Here is a 16,509-nt window from a genome sequence, read left to right as displayed (position 1 = left end):
AGATGTTGCAAGTGGACAATTTGTCTGGGGGTTACGGAAGAGAACCGATTGTGCGAAATGTGTCGTTCCACGTGGAAAAAGGAGAAGTTCTCGGGATTTTAGGGCCGAACGGCAGCGGGAAATCTACATTACTGAAAATTATATCGGGGATTTTGCCGAAACAAAGCGGTAGGGTAATGATTGCCGGAAAGCCTTCTGGTGCCTATACGCAGAAACAATTCGCACAGCAAGTAGCGGTCTTGCCACAGCTTCATGCCCATGCGTTTTCCCATAGCGTCAAAGACACCGTCGCGCTAGGTCGTTATCCGTATCAGACCGGAATTTTTTCAAGTTGGTCGGAGTTTGACGAGCAAGCAGTACAAGAAGCGATGAATTATACAGGTGTCACGCGATACGAAAATACCGCCATTGAATTATTATCAGGCGGCGAGCAACAACGCGTATTTGTTGCACAAGCACTCGCCCAGCAAGCACCTATTTTATTATTGGATGAACCGACAAATCACCTCGACATCGCACATCAGCAACAATTGCTCGATACGATCCGTAATCAAGCGAGACAGAAGGGGATCACGGTCATTTCTGTATTTCATGATATCAATCTCGCTGCTCTGTATTGCGATCGCCTGTTGCTATTAAAGAACGGAGAAGTAGCTTCAATTGGCGTGCCGCAAGACGTCGTGCTCGAGCAAGAGATTCATCATGTATACAATGCGCGTGTCAAAACACAGCCTCATCCTGAAATGCCGAAGCCTCAAATGACGCTGTTGCCGAACTTGCAAGAAAAGGTAGAGCTATTTTCTGTAAGGAAGGCAGACATAACGATTCAGGAAGATCACGTATTGTTGCAATCAAGCCAATCGCTGAAGACGATTTCTTCCGCTGTCCATAATGCTGGACTTGGCTGGTACAAGACATTCGTCAATCGAGGCGTACGTGCGGATTATATGATTGATGATGTTCAACGGGAGAACACGGACTATTTGCGTACGCTTGGCTATCATCTGACAGATACAGTCGCCATGATGACAGCCGTTAGTCCAGAGCACGTTGAGGTAGAAGAGTACGAAGGAGAGTTCGGCTCGATTGTCGTGGCGGTGACAGCAGGTGTTGGAAACGCAGTGGATGTTTCGAAGTCTTGGCAACGTGAAGATATTCCTTACATAGGTACGATCAATACATGGGTATTCATTAACGGGGAATTAAGTGAAGAAGCTTTCGTCCAAGCGTTGATTACCGCAACAGAAGCGAAAGTGAAAGCACTGCAAGACGAGCAAGTAAAAGATCCAGAATCCGGCACAGTCGCTACAGGTACTTCGACAGATAGCATGTTAATCGCATCTACACAACAAGGAGAATACTTGCCGTATGCGGGGCCCATTACTCAACTCGGCAAGTTGATCGGTAAAGGGGTCTATGATTGTACGGTGCGAGCTATTCATTCGTATCGATTAGCAGTTGGTGAGCACCGATGATCCCTGCACATTTTATTGCGATCGCCATTGGCATGGTGCTCGACCGGCTCATTGGTGATCCGCCTAACTGGCCGCATCCGGTAAAGTGGCTTGGTACGATGATTAGTAACTTGACGAAACTATTGAATAAAGGCCGTATGCGTACAGTAAAAGGCGCGATAGTCTGGTTGCTTATTTGTCTGACGACGTTTCTGCTCGTCATCTGGCTCGTCAGTATGGCGTATCGCCTGCATCTGTTGGCGGGGATCGCAATTGAAGCGCTGCTTATTGCGGTGGGACTTGCACAAAAGAGTTTGCGTGACGCGGCGTTGCTAGTCTATGAGCCATTGAAGTCAGGAGATATGAACGAAGCCCGTGAAAAACTCAGTTGGATTGTCGGCAGGGATACGAAGGAACTCGATGAAAGCGCGATAGCCCGTGCTACGATTGAAACGGTTTCAGAAAACACGTCAGACGGGATCACGGCTCCATTATTTTGGGCATTCTTGCTCGGTGCACCTGGTCTATGGCTGTATAAAGCGATCAATACACTTGATTCCATGGTGGGGTACAACGATGAGCGTTATGGTGAATTTGGAAAAGTTTCGGCTCGTATGGATGATCTCTTTAACTGGATTCCTTCAAGAATGACAGGATTGCTCATTCTATTATTCACTCCAAATGAAGGTGGACATTCATTTACAAAGCGAATTAGCGGCTGGCTGGGCGATGCCAAAAAGCATTTGAGCCCAAATAGCGGCTATCTTGAAGCAGCAACGGCTTGGCAACTCAATATACAGTTGGGCGGACGCAGTACGTATCGCGGAGTAGTGTCGGAGCGGGCGATACTGGGTCCAGCAGTCATTGCGAATAAAGAACATATTCGGTCCGCTACTTACCAAATGCAAGTCGTGTCTTGGACATTCTGGTCACTCGGCACAGTAATAGGAGGGATTTTCTATGCGATTGCCTGAACACGGCGCAAACAGTAAACGACTGTACACATCAATGAATATTCCTATGCCTAATGAAGTGTTGGATTTCAGTGAGAACTGCAATCCAGCAGGACCTCCGCCGTCTGTAAAGGAAGCGTGGCCTACGTTGATATCAACACTCAACAGCTATCCCGATCCAGACGGTCAGCCATTTCGTTCGGCGGTTTCGGTTTTTCATCAAGTAGACGAACAACAAGTGCTCGTCGGCAATGGTGCGGCAGAAATACTCTCTTTATTGGCAGGGAATTACCGAGGCAAACGAGTAATCTTGATTAACCCAACCTTTTCCGAATATCGCGCTACGCTTGAAGTGAACGGTGCAGAGGTCGTATCGCTTCAAGCTTGTGAAGCAGAAGGTTTTGAATTGCCTATGCGTCAAATTCTACAGGCATTACCTACAGTGGATGCGATATATATATGCACGCCAAATAATCCGACAGGCTTGTTACCTTCAAAAAACGAGCTAATAACGATTATAGAAGCGGCTAAAAGTAGTTCGACAGATGTTGTGCTAGACGAAGCATTCATTGATTTCATCGATGAATCCAAGTCCTTTATTCCACAAGTCGCGAACTATCCGAATTTGTTAATCGTGCGCTCGATGACGAAAATGTATGCGATTCCTGGCATCCGTTTAGGGTATATCATTGCACATGCCAAACGAATTGAAACGTTGAAACAACGAGCTTCGCATTGGCATGTCAACGGACTCGCTGCCGAAATCGGGGTGTTCTGTTTACAGGAAGAAGCGTATCGTGAACAGGCGATTTTGCACGCGCAAACAGAACGCGTAAAGATGACGCAGTTCTTGCGCTCAAATAGTTGTGAAGTCCTCGACTCTTCCGCTAATTATCTCGTCATGAAGCCTGTGCAAGATGCGAAAAAGCTTTATCAAGATTTATTGAATCAAGGGATCGTCCTGCGGCATTCAGAAAACTTCCGCGGGATGGACGGGCGCTGGTTACGGATCGGAATGAAGTCCGAAACGATGATGGATACACTGCGGGAGGCGATGGATCAATGGTTCAAGCGACAGTAACATTCATCTGTGGCGGAGCGCGCAGCGGAAAAAGTGCGTATGCGGAACGTCTGCTTACGCATCAAACAACAGGACGCCTCGTCTACATTGCATCCGGTGTAGCAGCAGATGAAGAGATGAAGCATCGGATTGATCAACATAAAGAAGATCGTCGACATGTGAATTGGCACACACTCGAGCAACCGAAACATCTCCATAAAGTGTTGCCGTTTCTAAAACCAGGTGATCTCGTTTTATGGGACTGCCTCACTACATGGCTCGCCAATGAAATGTATGAAGGATATGAAGAAGGTGCACCTTGCGTTCATCGCTCGGGGTGTTTAGAACAAAAGCAGAATCAACTACTTCACACGATAAAGCAAATGACAGAAATTGTCTCACAGCTAGTCATTGTTTCAAATGAAGTCCTCGATGAGTGGCCGCAATACGAAGAAGAGACGGAAATATACCGCCAAACCATCGGCATACTGCATCAACAAATCGTACAGCATGCAGACTGTGCAATTGAAATGGATCACGGGTTGCCAATCGTCTGGAAAGGGGAGAGTTCATGAACGGATTAATGATCGTTGGTACTGCTTCGGATGTCGGTAAAACGATGATTTGCACCGCGCTATGCCGGCTACTTGCGAATGAAGGTGTTCATGTTGCTCCTTTCAAATCACAAAACATGTCGGGCTTCTCTGAAACGTTAGCGGACGGACGTGAAATCAGTCGGTCCCAATTCCAGCAGGCACAAGCAGCCCGCACACAACCGATTATTGAAATGAATCCGATTTTGATGAAGCCACGAGACGCTATGCGGGCTGACGTTCTATTTATGGGCGTACCGCTTGAGACGATAGGCGGGCAATCCTTTCGTGAAGAATGGTTCGAGAAAGGTCTTGCAACAATCCAAGGAGCGTTGGATTATTTGTCCGATCACTACGACATGCTGATCATCGAAGGAGCGGGAAGTACCGCAGAAGTAAACTTGATGGATCGTGAACTGACGAATATGCGCGTTGCGGAACTGGCAGATGTGCCTGTTATACTAGTTGCGGACATTTCCAAAGGCGGTGCATTTGCATCGATTGTTGGCACGCTTCAACTACTTTCAGAAGAAAGGCGTCAGCGTGTCAAAGGTATTATCATCAATAAATTTTACGGTGACGCGTCTTATTTCGAAAGTGGCGTGAAATTTATTGAACAATACACCGGAATCCCGGTGGCTGGTGTCATTCCCGTCTTAGAAAACCATGGAATACCAGAAGAAGACATGGATCGTACCACGCTTCCTGCAATGGAAGGTGTCGATGTCTACGAACAATGGGCTGATCACGTTAAGCAACATATCGACTGGCCGTTGATTCAATCTATTTTGGCGTAAAGGAGCGAGAAGATGAATAGCATTTTATTAGCGCTCCAATTTTTTACGTCACTTCCTGTTCATAAAGAACTGCCGTTAGGGAAAAAAGAAGTATCCGGCATGTACATCGCGCTGCCGTTCGTTGGGGGCGGTATTGGCGTACTGCTAGCAGGCGTTGCGTATGTTACAAGTGATTTTAATAGTTTCCTAACTGCGGTACTCATTTTACTCGCGGGATTGGTTGCGACTGGCGGCTTACATGTAGACGGATTTGCGGATCTTGGTGATGCATTTTTTTCCTATCAGGATCGTGAAAAACGACTGAACATCATGGATGATCCACGGCTCGGTGCATTCGGCACATTGTCGTTACTTGTTTTACTCTGCTTGAAAATTGGCTTATTCATTGAAATATTGCAGCTTGTAAACGGTTGGGCATTGCTTGTCGCGGTGCCGATTCTCTCTCGCGCTGCTGTAGTAGGGTATTACACACTGACGAAAACCGCGAAAACAAGCGGCATTGCGTACTTTTTCAAACAACAATTTTTAGGCGGACGGATGCTAGTTGCATCGAGCGCGATCAGTGTAGTGACGATTGTTTTGTTAAGTATTCAATTCCGCTCCATTTTATTACTCCCCGTTATGCTACTCGTCATATGTTTAGCGATCTGGCTTTATCATCTCTGGACGATCAAACATTTCGGAGGCGTCACAGGGGATCTATGCGGGGCATTCATTGAAGGAATGGAGGTACTATTATGGCTCGTCCTTATCGTATATTTCTCGTTCGGCACTTAACGACGATTGCCAATGAACAGCGACTCTATTGTGGGTGGACGGATAGCGAATTGGTGTCGCAAGAAGGCGAGGCCATTGAATTTCCAGTAGCCGTCCAACATGTAATGGGAAGTGATTTGATCAGAACCCGCCAAACCGCGGCCATTTATTTTCCACAAATAAACTTTACGGCTGATGTGCGCTGGCGGGAATGTCATTTCGGGGATTTTGAAGAGCAGTCGTATGAGCAGTTGAAAAATGATCCTGACTACCGCAATTGGCTAGACGATGCGTGGAACACACCACCGCGCAATGGGGAAACATTGCAGCAAGTAAAGTCACGCGTGCTAGATGCATTAGCCGAGTTGCCGAATGAAGCGGTTGTCGTGACACATGGCGGCGTGATTCGCGTAGTGCTCGATACATTCACACAAGAGCAGCGTTCATTTTGGGAATGGGACGTTACGAACGGATCCATTTGGCAACTCGAATGGGCTAGCGAGAATGAATTCAAGGAGGGGAAGCCATGCACGTCGTTATCGGAGGTGCCTATAATGGTAAAACGGACTATGTAAGACGTTGGATTGGCGATTCGTCGGCGTGTTTCTGTACAATGGATACAGCAGCAACCGCTAAACCCGGTAAATCACTCGTCATTTCGGATTTGCACGAGTGGCTGATGACTACAGATATAACAGAAATAGAGGCCAGCAACGCGGTACGCGAAATCAGCGGACCGAACACTGTCTTCATTTTAACGGAAATCGGGCGGGGCATTGTGCCGCTTGATGCACAGCAACGGGAACTGCGCGATCGATGTGGTCGTTTGTATCAGCAATTATTCGCTGAAGCAACAACGGTTACAAGAATTTGGTATGGTATTGCTCAGACAATCAAAGGAGTGAAGTGAAATGAAAATTTATACGAAGACTGGCGACAAAGGTACGACAAGTTTAATTGGTGGACGCGTCGCAAAAGACGACTTGCGCGTTGAGGCATACGGCACGATCGATGAACTGAATTCATTCATCGGTAAAGCTATGACAGAACTGGATGGAGAGACGTTTGCGGATATCCTAACCGATCTTGAGACAATTCAAAATGAATTATTTGATGGTGGCGGTGACTTGGCAAACGTCATGAAAGAGCGTCATTACAAGCTTGACGATGAACCTATCACAGTTCTTGAAAACCGAATCGATAAGCTAATGAAAGAAGCGCCTGAACTAGAACGTTTCATCCTACCAGGCGGTTCACCGGCAGCGGCGACATTGCACATCGCACGTACCGTAACACGCCGTGCAGAACGAGTAACCGTTACACTGATGAACGCAGCGGACGACGTATCACCTGTCGTGGGGCGCTATTTGAACCGTCTATCGGATTATCTATTCGTAGCAGCACGCATCGTGAACGCTCGACTCGGCATTTCAGACAATGAATACGTCCGCAGCGCAAAAGTGTTCCGCACGAACGACAAAAAGGATAAGTAATTTATACGTAAACAAGGACCTCTGGTAATGCCAGAGGTCCTTGTTTTTTTGTGTGATGCTCAATCTATCCCTGAATCACATTATACAATTCCGTAAACTTTCGCTTACTTAAAATTTTCGGCACAGGATACAACGGATTCGCTTCCGCTGAGGCGCGTTGTACCATTAGTGGAATATCTTCTACCATAATTCCATCTACATGTTCCGGAATATTCATCGCATGATTTAACGCTCGAATTGCCTCGATGAACTTCTCCGCTTTCATTCGCTTCGTATCCGAATGTTTTGTGATGCCAATTAAATCAGCTAACTCGGAAAGAGGGTCATATACGCTTTTGCCATAATACTCGAGTACGTGCGGCAAAATAATTGCATTCGCTAATCCGTGTGGCATGTTGTAAAAACCACCGAGCGTGTGTGCAATGGCATGAACATTGCCGACGTACGCTCGGGTGAATGCTTTGCCGGCCAAATAAGAAGCCTGTTGCATATTCGTTCTGGCAGTCAAATTCTCCCCATTGCGGTAAGCCTCATATAAATTTGAGAACACGAGTTGCACTACTGCACGGCTGTCTTTCCGTGTATCATTCGTATTACTGTTGCCAATATACGCTTCGATCGCGTGCGCTAAGGCATCCATTCCGGTGGCTGCCGTAATGGCGGGCGGCAACTTCATCGTCAACAATGGGTCGAGCACAGCATAATGGGGGATCAGTGACGTATCATTGATTGCATACTTCTCATATGTCCTACTATTCGTCACTACCGCAGCGAGCGTTGCTTCACTTCCGGTTCCCGCGGTCGTAGGTACCGTGAACAACGTAGGAATTCGCTTGCGCACGTGGAATAAGCCTTTCAACTCGGGAATCTGTTTCTCTGGTCTTGCAATTCGTGCACCTACCGCTTTTGCGCAATCCATTGGAGAACCACCGCCGAACGCAATGAGAGCTTCGCATTCATTGGCGACGTACAATGCTCGCGCTTCTTCGATGTTGACTATCGTAGGATTTGCGACAGTTTGGTCATACACCAAGTATTTGATACCGAGTGAATTGAGACCGACTAGCAGGACATCTAGTAAGCCGAGCTTGGCGACGTCGTGATCCGTAATAATAAGCACACTACGAATACCGAGACTTTTCACTTTCCCCGCAAGGCTTTCCAAACTACCAGGTCCAACTAGCAACTCTGGCTCTCGCCAAGGTAAAAAATTCATTCCGACTTTGAGTCCTTTTTGAAATAGCCGTGCATATAATCGATACATAACAATACCCCTTTCCCATGCTAGCAGCGCATTATGAAAACGTTAGCATGAAGTAGGTGAATTTGCTATATTGAAATATGACAAAATGGAATATTACGACTAGTCTGGTATTTATGTTATGCTAGTGATGTAAAGCGCACATTTTCTCTAATTTGAAAAATCCTCCTCCTTTATAAATTTGCAAATTAAAGTAATGTAGCTACAAAGCCTATAAGAACGGGATTGAATGAGAGGATAATTGTAATAACTAAATAATTACTTGACAAAACGACCTCTCATACATAGTAAGAAAATAAAAAATAAACTTTTAAAAACAGTTGACTGAATGATCATTCATTATTACACTATACATAGAATATAATTGAAAGCGGTTTCTCAAAGGGAATCACAAGTAGAAGAAACGGAGGGGGAATAAGGGATGAATATATTACTTATCGCGAACTGGATACTATTTACAGCGGTCGTTATATACGGCTTTGGTTTATTCCTATACTTACTAAAAACTCGCTACGAATTCATCCGACTGGGGAGAAAAGAAGAATTCGATAATGACGTCAAAGCGCGTTTGAAGAAAATTTGGGTTTACGTATTTGGACAAAAGAAACTATTGAAAGATAAAAAGAGTGGGGCCATTCATGTGATGTTCTTCTATGGTTTCCTACTCGTTCAATTTGGGGCAATTGACCTGATCTGGAAAGGCTTAAAACCGGGATCGCATCTGCCACTTGGTCCGTTGTATCCGGCGTTTACATTCTTTCAGGAAATTGTCGTATTTGTCATCCTAGTAGCGGTCGTATGGGCGTTCTACCGTCGTTACATGGAGAAGTTAGTTCGTCTAAAGCGCGGTTGGAAGTCCGGTCTAGTTCTTATATTTATTGGACTACTGATGATTTCCACACTGATCGCAAACGGCGCGAACATGATTTGGCATAATGAAGGCACTACATGGACAGAGCCAATGGCATCGATCATCGCAACAGTATTCAGTGGTGTTCCGACAGGCGTAGCCGTCACCATATTCTTTATCGGCTGGTGGGTACACTTACTAACATTATTGACGTTCCTAGTGTATGTTCCACAATCTAAGCACGCGCACTTGATCGCAGGTCCGGCAAACGTCTATTTCCACCGCTTAGATCACGCAGGACGTTTGAAGCCAATCGATTTTGAAGCGCTTGAAGAAATCGAAGACGAGGATGAAATGCCGCCACTTGGTGTAGGCAAAATTACCGACTTCACACAAGCGCAAATGATAGATTTTTATGCATGTGTAGAATGTGGACGCTGTACGAATATGTGTCCGGCGACGGGTACGGGTAAAATGTTGTCACCGATGGACTTGATCACGAAGCTACGTGACCATCTAACAAACACAGGTGCTGTCATGACGAAGCAACAACCGTGGGTACCTCAACTAATGTTTAAAAACTCACAAGGAAATCAATTGGCACTCGCTGCTACGGCAGAAGGAATGACAATGGATGAACTATATAGTCCTTCATTGATTGGCGACGTCATCACAGAAGAAGAAATTTGGGCATGTACGACGTGCCGTAACTGTGAAGACCAGTGTCCAGTAATGAATGAACACGTAGATAAAATTATCGATCTTCGCCGTTATCTGGTGATGACGGAAGGGAAGATGGATCCCGATGCACAGCGCGCGATGACAAATATCGAACGTCAAGGCAATCCGTGGGGCCTTAACCGAAAAGAGAAAGAAAACTGGAGAGACGCACGTCCAGACTTGCACATTCCGACAGTGAAGGAAGCGAAGAAAGCTGGGGAAGACTTCGAATACTTATTATGGGTTGGTTCTATGGGTGCGTTTGATAACCGCTCACAGAAAATCGCTCTATCTTTCGCACATTTATTGAATGAAGCAGGAGTAAGCTTCGCAATTCTTGGTAACAAAGAGAAGAACTCCGGAGACACACCACGTCGTCTCGGAAATGAATTCCTATTCCAAGAGCTCGCAACAGCGAATATCGCGGAATTCGAAAAAGCCAACGTTTCAAAAATTGTCACGATCGATCCGCACGCATACAACATCTTTAAAAATGAATATCCCGATTTTGGTCTGCAAGTCATCGTTAAACACCATACCGAGTTACTTCATGAACTGGTCATGGCAGGCAAACTAGTACCGAAATATGCAATCGATGAAGTCATCACATTCCATGACTCTTGTTATCTAGGACGCTATAACGACGTCTATGATCAGCCAAGAGAAATCCTTAAAGCGATTCCAGGCGTTCAGTTGGTAGAAATGGAACGTAACCGTGAAGAAGGCATGTGCTGTGGAGCGGGTGGCGGTATGATGTGGATGGAAGAAGATACAGGCCAGCGCGTCAACGTAGCGCGTACTGAACAAGCGCTTGAAGTCAGCCCAGGAATCATTTCATCTGGCTGTCCGTATTGCTTGACGATGTTGTCTGACGGAACGAAAGCTGTTGAAGTCGAAGAACAAGTCGGCACATACGACATTGCTGAACTATTGGAGCGATCGATCTTTGGAGAATTCCAAACGGTTGCGGAGCCCGAAGAAGAATTGGTAGAAGAAATAGTAGTAGTGGAAGAAGTAGTAGAGTCGGAAGAACGGATTTCGGAGCCTGAGTTGGCTGTAACGGTTGAAACAGGGGATGAAACACCGAAAAACGACGATGGAAAACAGAATTAAAAGTATTGTGAATATCGTGTCAATACCGTACAATTAAGTTATCTAAAGCGCTAACAATTGAATGAACTATAATAAGAGGGGCTATGCACCCTCTTATTTAGTAGGCAAATATCGAGCGAGCGTTCAGTCAGCACACAAATAGGGGGAATGGGAAGATGAGAACAGTTATTTTACAAGGTGCTAGAACACCATTTGGAAAATTAAGCGGTGCATTGCAATCACAAACAGCAAGTGATCTAGGTGGCATTGTGATCAAAGAAGCATTGGCACGTGCTGGCGTACAAGGCGATCAAGTGGATGAGGTAATCATGGGGACTGTATTACAAGCGGGGCAAGGTCAGATTCCATCACGTCAAGCAGCTGTCAAAGGCGGCATTCCATACGGTGTCAAAACGGAAACGATCAACAAAGTATGCGCTTCGGGAATGCGTAGTATCACTCTTGCCGACCAGCTAATCCGTCTCGGAGATGAGACAACGATTGTTGCTGGCGGTATGGAGTCGATGACCAATGCACCGTATTATGCAAATGTCCGCTCAGGTTTGAAAATGGGCGATAGCACATTAGTGGACGGCATGATATACGACGGACTAACTTGTGCATTCGCGCCAGGTAATGTTCATATGGGTACGTACGGAAATAGCACGGCAAATGACTTTTCAGTTAGCCGTGAAACACAGGATAAATGGTCATTACGTAGTCATGAACGTGCACTTGAAGCGATGGATAAAGGAGTATTCGCAGAGGAGATCGTTGCGGTCAGCATTCCTCAACGTAAAGGTGATCCAGTCATTGTGACAGAAGATGAAGGCCCACGTCGAGGCAGCTCACTTGAAGCGTTGGCGAAACTACGCCCAGCGTTCGGTAAAGACGGTAGTGTCACAGCTGGAAACGCACCTGGCATCAACGACGGTGCATGTGCTGTTGTGTTAATGAATGAAGACGAAGCGAAAAAGCAAGGCAAGGAACCGCTTGCTGTGATTTTAGGTCACGCGGAAGTAGCGATCGAACCGGAGCGTTTCCCTGAAACACCAGGTCATGTCATCAAGGCGTTGCTTGAGAAAACAGGGAAAACTGCAGATGACATTGATCTATACGAAATCAATGAAGCATTCGCAGTCGTTGCGCTCGCAAGCTCACAAATCGCTGAACTGGACGAAGAAAAGGTCAACGTCAATGGAGGTGCAGTCGCACTTGGACATCCAATCGGTGCAAGCGGAGCGCGTGTGGTCCTAACATTGGCGAATGAACTAAAACGTCGCGGTGGTGGAATCGGTATCGCAGCAATCTGTTCAGGTGGCGGTCAAGGAGATGCCATCATGATCGAAGTTCCAAAAACTAACTGACCGGGGGCATTGTAGATGACAATTGAAAAAGTATTTGTAATCGGCGCAGGACAAATGGGCGGAGGAATTGCTCAAGTCTGTGCACAGGCAGGCTATCAAGTCACTCTTCACGATCTTAATGAAGAAGCATACGATCAAGGTTTTAAAGTCATCACGAAAAACTTAACACGCAACGTGGAAAAAGGACGTATGACGGAGGAAGAGAAAGAAGCAGTCCTCGGTCGTTTCACACAATCACTAGATATGAAAAATGCGAGTGATGCCGATATCGTCATCGAAGCCGCGGTTGAAAATATGGCAATCAAAACGAAAATTTTCGCAGAGCTAGATGAAATCACACCAGAACATACCATCTTGGCAACGAACACATCTTCGTTACCCATCACGGAAATCGGTGCAGCTACAAAACGTCCAGGAAAAGTAATTGGCATGCATTTCATGAATCCGGTACCGGTCATGCAACTTGTCGAAGTCATTCGCGGACTCGCGACAGATGACGATGTCTACGAAGCGGTCGAAGATATGACCAAAAAGCTCAACAAAACACCGGTTGAAGTGAACGATGCACCAGGATTTGTTGCGAACCGTGTATTGATGCCGATGATCAACGAAGCCATCTTCACATTATACGAAGGTGTCGCGACGAAAGAAGCGATTGACGACGTCATGAAAATGGGGATGAATCATCCGATGGGGCCTCTGCAACTAGCAGATTTCATTGGGCTGGATACGTGCCTGTACATTATGGAAACATTGTATGAAGGATTTGGCGACTCAAAATACCGTCCATGCCCGTTGCTACGTAAATACGTCAAAGCAGGTTGGCACGGTAAAAAAACAGGACGCGGTTTCTATTCATACGAATAAATGAATTAAGTTGAAAGCAAGAGGTGAAAAGGATGGACTTTACATTAACAGAAGAACAACTAATGATGCGCCAAATGGTTCGTGATTTCGCAAAAAATGAGATCGAACCTTGGATTCCACGGATGGAAGATGGGGAATTTCCACGTGAACTACTAGAAAAAATGGGTGAGCTCGGATTGATGGGAATTACAGCACCTGAACAGTATGGAGGTTCAGAGATGGACTTCTTGTCATATATCATCGCAATTCACGAACTATCAAAAGTCAGCGCCGTCATGGGAGTTGTGTTGTCTGTCCATACTTCTGTTGGAATGAATCCGATCCTCTACTTTGGTACTGAAGAACAAAAGAATCGCTACTTGCCGAAAATGGCATCCGGTGAATATCTCGGTGCATTTTGCCTGACCGAAGCATCGTCTGGATCAGATGCAGGTTCATTAAAAACGAGAGCGAAGCGAGTCGACGACCAGTACATCATTAATGGCTCCAAAATGTTCATCACAAACGGTGGGGAAGCGGACGTCTACATCGTCTTTGCTAACACCGCTCCTGAAAAAGGAACGTATGGTATCACTGCATTTATCGTCGACCGGGACACACCGGGATTATCTATAGGTAAAGATGAAAAGAAAATGGGCCTACACGGCTCGCGGACCGTCGCGCTGAGCTTCGACAATATGAAAGTACCAGTAGAAAATAGACTAGGTGAAGAAGGTGGCGGCTTCAAAATCGCCATGGCCAACCTCGACGTCGGCCGAATCGGCATCGCCGCTCAAGCATTAGGCATAGCGGAAGCCTCACTAGAAGCAGCCGTTGCCTATGCAAAAGAACGCGAACAATTCGGTAAACCCATCGCAGTCAATCAAGGTATAGGATTCAAATTGGCCGACATGGCTACCGCAACAGAAGCGGCCCGACTACTAGTCTACCGCGCGGCTTGGTTACGTTCAGAGAACAAACCATGCGGCAAAGAAGCCTCCATGGCCAAACTATACGCATCTCAAGCAGCCGTAGATAACTCCATAGAAGCCGTCCAAGTATTCGGCGGCTACGGCTACACAAAGGATTATTCAGTCGAACGTTACTTCCGCGATGCGAAAGTATGCCAAATCTACGAAGGTACAAGCGAAATTCAAAAAGTAGTCATCGCCAAACATCTGACAAACTAAAGGTAGAAGCGCTTAGGGGAGCGCATTGCGCGGTTCTGCTGCACTTTGGCGCGGTCAGACAGTAGATTGGCGCGGTTATTCCAATGAATAGCGCGGTTCTCGTAGACAATCGCGCGGTTAGCAACACCTTTGGCGCGGTCAGCGCAAGCTGAGGCGCGTCATCCATAAAAAACCGCAAACCAATTTCAAGCTTTACTACTTCAAAATTAAAATTTCATTAACCAAACAAAAGGGTGGGAGAACAATGGACTTTAAATTATCAGAAGAACATGAAATGATTAGAAAGATGGTACGCGACTTTGCACAAAAAGAAGTAGCGCCAACTGCAGCACAACGAGACGAAGACGAAACATTCGATATGGACATCTTCCACAAGATGGCCGAACTTGGACTCACAGGCATTCCATGGCCAGAAGAATATGGCGGCATCGGTAGCGACTACCTTGCTTACGTCATTGCTGTAGAAGAACTATCCCGTGTTTGCGCATCTACAGGTGTTGTCTTGTCTGCACACACATCTCTAGCAGGATGGCCGCTATTCAAATACGGTAACGAAGAACAGAAACAAAAATACTTACGCCCACTTGCGGAAGGTACGAAGATGGGTGCATACTGTCTAACAGAAGCAGGTTCAGGATCAGACGCGGGCGGCATGAAAACTACAGCGAAGCTTGACGGTGACGACTACGTGCTAAATGGCTCGAAAATCTTCATTACAAATGGTGGGATTGCTGACACTTATATCGTCTTCGCTGTGACCGATCCGGAATCCAAACATAAAGGAACAAGCGCATTCATTGTAGAAAGCACATTCGAAGGATTCTCTGTAGGTAAGAAAGAGAAGAAATTGGGAATTCGTTCTTCACCAACAACAGAAGTCGTACTAGATAACTGTCGCGTGCCGAAAGAAAATCTTCTTGGAGAAGAAGGTGACGGGTTCATTATCGCAATGAAAACGCTTGATGGCGGACGTAACGGAATTGCTGCTCAAGCAGTGGGGATTGCACAAGGCGCACTTGACGCTGCTGTCGATTACTCAAAAGAACGTACACAATTCGGCAAGCCCATCGTTGCCAACCAAGGCATCAGCTTTAAATTGGCGGATATGGCAACGGCGACAGAAGCATCTCGTCTGTTGACATATCAGGCAGCGTGGCTCGAATCGAACGACCTGCCGTACGGTAAAGCGTCTGCTATGGCGAAACTGATGGCTGGTGACACAGCGATGAATGTCACAACAGAAGCCGTTCAAGTATTCGGTGGCTACGGGTATACAAAAGATTATCCGGTGGAGCGCTATATGCGTGACGCGAAAATTACGCAAATTTATGAAGGTACACAAGAAATTCAACGTCTCGTCATATCTCGTATGTTGACGAAATAACAGGAGGTCTATGCAATGCCAAAACATGAAGTGAAATCCACTGTCAAAGATGAAGAACTTATTCAGAAGCGACGTGCACAGATTAGCCGCGGCGCTGTGAAATTATTTATCGACAAAGGATTTCACCGAACGACTACACGTGAAATCGCCAAAGAAGCGGGCTTCAGTATTGGCACATTATACGAGTATATTCGGACAAAAGAAGATGTCCTGTATCTCGTCTGTGACAATATTTATGATGAAGTCAAAGTTCGTTTGTCTGAGCTCGATAATAATGACAACACGGTAGAAGGTCTACGCGTGGCGATTGCACGGTATTATGAAGTCATCGATCAAATGTCTGATGAGTTCCTCGTCATGTACCAAGAGTCGAAATCATTACCGAGCGAAGCGCTTCGTTATGTACTCACTAAGGAACTAGAAATGGTCGAGCAATTTGAGACGATCATTCGTAAATGCATGGAAGCTGGGAATCTACGCATCGGACCGGATGAAGTATCACTGATCGCGCACCACGTCCTCGTATCTGGCCAAATGTGGTCATTTAGAAGATGGGCGTTGCGCAAACCATATACGTTAGAACACTATACAAAAGTACAAACTGATCAAATTATCAAAGGTTTGGAGAAATAAATAACTTGGGGACTCCGCCATGAAAATATTCGTGGCGGTGGTCAGCATGTACGGAAGGTG

General features: G+C 46.1%; 16 protein-coding genes. 15 read left to right on the top strand and 1 reads right to left on the bottom strand.

The window, feature by feature from the left end; translation table 11 throughout:
• The first annotated feature begins 2 nt into the window (after positions 1-2).
• The 9 genes from CSV75_RS09030 to CSV75_RS08990 are packed head-to-tail and all read left to right on the top strand — an operon-like array spanning position 3 to position 7,106.
• Positions 3-1,475, top strand: a complete 1,473-nt coding sequence (locus CSV75_RS09030) for an adenosylcobinamide amidohydrolase (protein WP_099675578.1) — start codon at positions 3-5, stop codon at positions 1,473-1,475.
• Positions 1,475-2,428, top strand: a complete 954-nt coding sequence (cbiB, locus tag CSV75_RS09025) for an adenosylcobinamide-phosphate synthase CbiB (RefSeq protein WP_099675677.1) — start codon at positions 1,475-1,477, stop codon at positions 2,426-2,428. Before CSV75_RS09030 ends, cbiB begins: the two co-directional genes overlap by 1 nt.
• Positions 2,415-3,488, top strand: coding sequence for a threonine-phosphate decarboxylase CobD (cobD, locus tag CSV75_RS09020; protein ID WP_099675577.1), 1,074 nt, complete (start codon positions 2,415-2,417; stop codon positions 3,486-3,488). Before cbiB ends, cobD begins: the two co-directional genes overlap by 14 nt.
• Complete coding sequence (locus CSV75_RS09015; protein ID WP_099675576.1) at positions 3,470-4,042, top strand: bifunctional adenosylcobinamide kinase/adenosylcobinamide-phosphate guanylyltransferase; 573 nt, start codon at positions 3,470-3,472, stop codon at positions 4,040-4,042. Before cobD ends, CSV75_RS09015 begins: the two co-directional genes overlap by 19 nt.
• Positions 4,039-4,857 carry a cobyric acid synthase gene (locus CSV75_RS09010; RefSeq protein WP_099675575.1) on the top strand — a complete coding sequence of 273 codons (819 nt, stop codon included), beginning with the start codon at positions 4,039-4,041 and terminating at the stop codon, positions 4,855-4,857. The genes CSV75_RS09015 and CSV75_RS09010 overlap by 4 nt, the downstream gene beginning before the upstream one ends.
• A 12-nt stretch (positions 4,858-4,869) precedes the next feature.
• Positions 4,870-5,634, top strand: a complete 765-nt coding sequence (locus CSV75_RS09005) for an adenosylcobinamide-GDP ribazoletransferase (protein ID WP_099675574.1) — start codon at positions 4,870-4,872, stop codon at positions 5,632-5,634.
• Positions 5,595-6,188, top strand: coding sequence for a histidine phosphatase family protein (locus tag CSV75_RS09000; protein WP_099675573.1), 594 nt, complete (start codon positions 5,595-5,597; stop codon positions 6,186-6,188). The genes CSV75_RS09005 and CSV75_RS09000 overlap by 40 nt, the downstream gene beginning before the upstream one ends.
• Positions 6,140-6,523: a bifunctional adenosylcobinamide kinase/adenosylcobinamide-phosphate guanylyltransferase gene (locus CSV75_RS08995; protein WP_099675572.1), complete on the top strand. Its 384-nt coding sequence runs from the start codon at positions 6,140-6,142 to the stop codon at positions 6,521-6,523. Before CSV75_RS09000 ends, CSV75_RS08995 begins: the two co-directional genes overlap by 49 nt.
• 1 nt (position 6,524) lies before the next feature.
• Positions 6,525-7,106 carry a cob(I)yrinic acid a,c-diamide adenosyltransferase gene (locus CSV75_RS08990; RefSeq protein ID WP_099675571.1) on the top strand — a complete coding sequence of 194 codons (582 nt, stop codon included), beginning with the start codon at positions 6,525-6,527 and terminating at the stop codon, positions 7,104-7,106.
• A gap of 64 nt (positions 7,107-7,170) precedes the next feature.
• On the opposite strand, the gene CSV75_RS08985 is transcribed toward CSV75_RS08990, so the two are convergent.
• Positions 7,171-8,370: an iron-containing alcohol dehydrogenase gene (locus CSV75_RS08985; protein WP_099675570.1), complete on the bottom strand. Its 1,200-nt coding sequence runs from the start codon at positions 8,368-8,370 to the stop codon at positions 7,171-7,173.
• 418 nt (positions 8,371-8,788) lie between these two features.
• Here CSV75_RS08985 and CSV75_RS08980 point away from each other — a divergent pair, with 418 nt between their 5' ends.
• The 6 genes from CSV75_RS08980 to CSV75_RS08955 all read left to right on the top strand — a co-directional run bounded on the left by CSV75_RS08980 (position 8,789) and on the right by CSV75_RS08955 (position 16,449).
• On the top strand, positions 8,789-11,050 hold the full coding sequence (locus CSV75_RS08980; protein ID WP_099675569.1) for a (Fe-S)-binding protein: 2,262 nt from the start codon (positions 8,789-8,791) through the stop codon (positions 11,048-11,050).
• 155 nt (positions 11,051-11,205) lie between these two features.
• Positions 11,206-12,396: an acetyl-CoA C-acetyltransferase gene (locus CSV75_RS08975; protein ID WP_099675568.1), complete on the top strand. Its 1,191-nt coding sequence runs from the start codon at positions 11,206-11,208 to the stop codon at positions 12,394-12,396.
• Positions 12,397-12,411: 15 nt separating this feature from the next.
• Positions 12,412-13,263 (top strand): 3-hydroxybutyryl-CoA dehydrogenase, encoded by an 852-nt coding sequence (locus CSV75_RS08970; protein WP_099675567.1) that lies wholly within the window; start codon positions 12,412-12,414, stop codon positions 13,261-13,263.
• Positions 13,264-13,295: 32 nt separating this feature from the next.
• Positions 13,296-14,432, top strand: coding sequence for an acyl-CoA dehydrogenase (locus CSV75_RS08965; protein WP_099675566.1), 1,137 nt, complete (start codon positions 13,296-13,298; stop codon positions 14,430-14,432).
• Positions 14,433-14,676: 244 nt separating this feature from the next.
• Positions 14,677-15,816 (top strand): acyl-CoA dehydrogenase, encoded by a 1,140-nt coding sequence (locus CSV75_RS08960; RefSeq protein ID WP_099675565.1) that lies wholly within the window; start codon positions 14,677-14,679, stop codon positions 15,814-15,816.
• 15 nt (positions 15,817-15,831) lie between these two features.
• Positions 15,832-16,449 carry a TetR/AcrR family transcriptional regulator gene (locus tag CSV75_RS08955; RefSeq protein WP_099675564.1) on the top strand — a complete coding sequence of 206 codons (618 nt, stop codon included), beginning with the start codon at positions 15,832-15,834 and terminating at the stop codon, positions 16,447-16,449.
• The last annotated feature ends 60 nt before the right edge of the window (positions 16,450-16,509 follow it).

Source organism: Sporosarcina sp. P18a (assembly GCF_002743135.1).
GTDB lineage: Bacteria > Bacillota > Bacilli > Bacillales_A > Planococcaceae > Sporosarcina.
This window is presented reverse-complemented; position numbering and strand designations above follow the sequence as displayed.

Excerpts from the sequence above, each read along its gene's own strand:
- CSV75_RS09030 (WP_099675578.1), top strand. The coding sequence starts at position 3 with ATGTTGCAAGTGGACAATTTGTCTGGGGGTTACGGAAGAGAACCGATT.
- CSV75_RS08980 (WP_099675569.1), top strand. The coding sequence starts at position 8,789 with ATGAATATATTACTTATCGCGAACTGGATACTATTTACAGCGGTCGTT.
- CSV75_RS08960 (WP_099675565.1), top strand. The coding sequence starts at position 14,677 with ATGGACTTTAAATTATCAGAAGAACATGAAATGATTAGAAAGATGGTA.
- CSV75_RS08970 (WP_099675567.1), top strand. The coding sequence starts at position 12,412 with ATGACAATTGAAAAAGTATTTGTAATCGGCGCAGGACAAATGGGCGGA.
- CSV75_RS08955 (WP_099675564.1), top strand. The coding sequence starts at position 15,832 with ATGCCAAAACATGAAGTGAAATCCACTGTCAAAGATGAAGAACTTATT.
- CSV75_RS08985 (WP_099675570.1), bottom strand. The coding sequence starts at position 8,370 with ATGTATCGATTATATGCACGGCTATTTCAAAAAGGACTCAAAGTCGGA.
- CSV75_RS09015 (WP_099675576.1), top strand. The coding sequence starts at position 3,470 with ATGGTTCAAGCGACAGTAACATTCATCTGTGGCGGAGCGCGCAGCGGA.
- CSV75_RS08975 (WP_099675568.1), top strand. The coding sequence starts at position 11,206 with ATGAGAACAGTTATTTTACAAGGTGCTAGAACACCATTTGGAAAATTA.
- CSV75_RS09000 (WP_099675573.1), top strand. The coding sequence starts at position 5,595 with ATGGCTCGTCCTTATCGTATATTTCTCGTTCGGCACTTAACGACGATT.
- CSV75_RS08995 (WP_099675572.1), top strand. The coding sequence starts at position 6,140 with ATGCACGTCGTTATCGGAGGTGCCTATAATGGTAAAACGGACTATGTA.
- cobD (WP_099675577.1), top strand. The coding sequence starts at position 2,415 with ATGCGATTGCCTGAACACGGCGCAAACAGTAAACGACTGTACACATCA.
- CSV75_RS09005 (WP_099675574.1), top strand. The coding sequence starts at position 4,870 with ATGAATAGCATTTTATTAGCGCTCCAATTTTTTACGTCACTTCCTGTT.
- CSV75_RS08990 (WP_099675571.1), top strand. The coding sequence starts at position 6,525 with ATGAAAATTTATACGAAGACTGGCGACAAAGGTACGACAAGTTTAATT.
- CSV75_RS08965 (WP_099675566.1), top strand. The coding sequence starts at position 13,296 with ATGGACTTTACATTAACAGAAGAACAACTAATGATGCGCCAAATGGTT.
- CSV75_RS09010 (WP_099675575.1), top strand. The coding sequence starts at position 4,039 with ATGAACGGATTAATGATCGTTGGTACTGCTTCGGATGTCGGTAAAACG.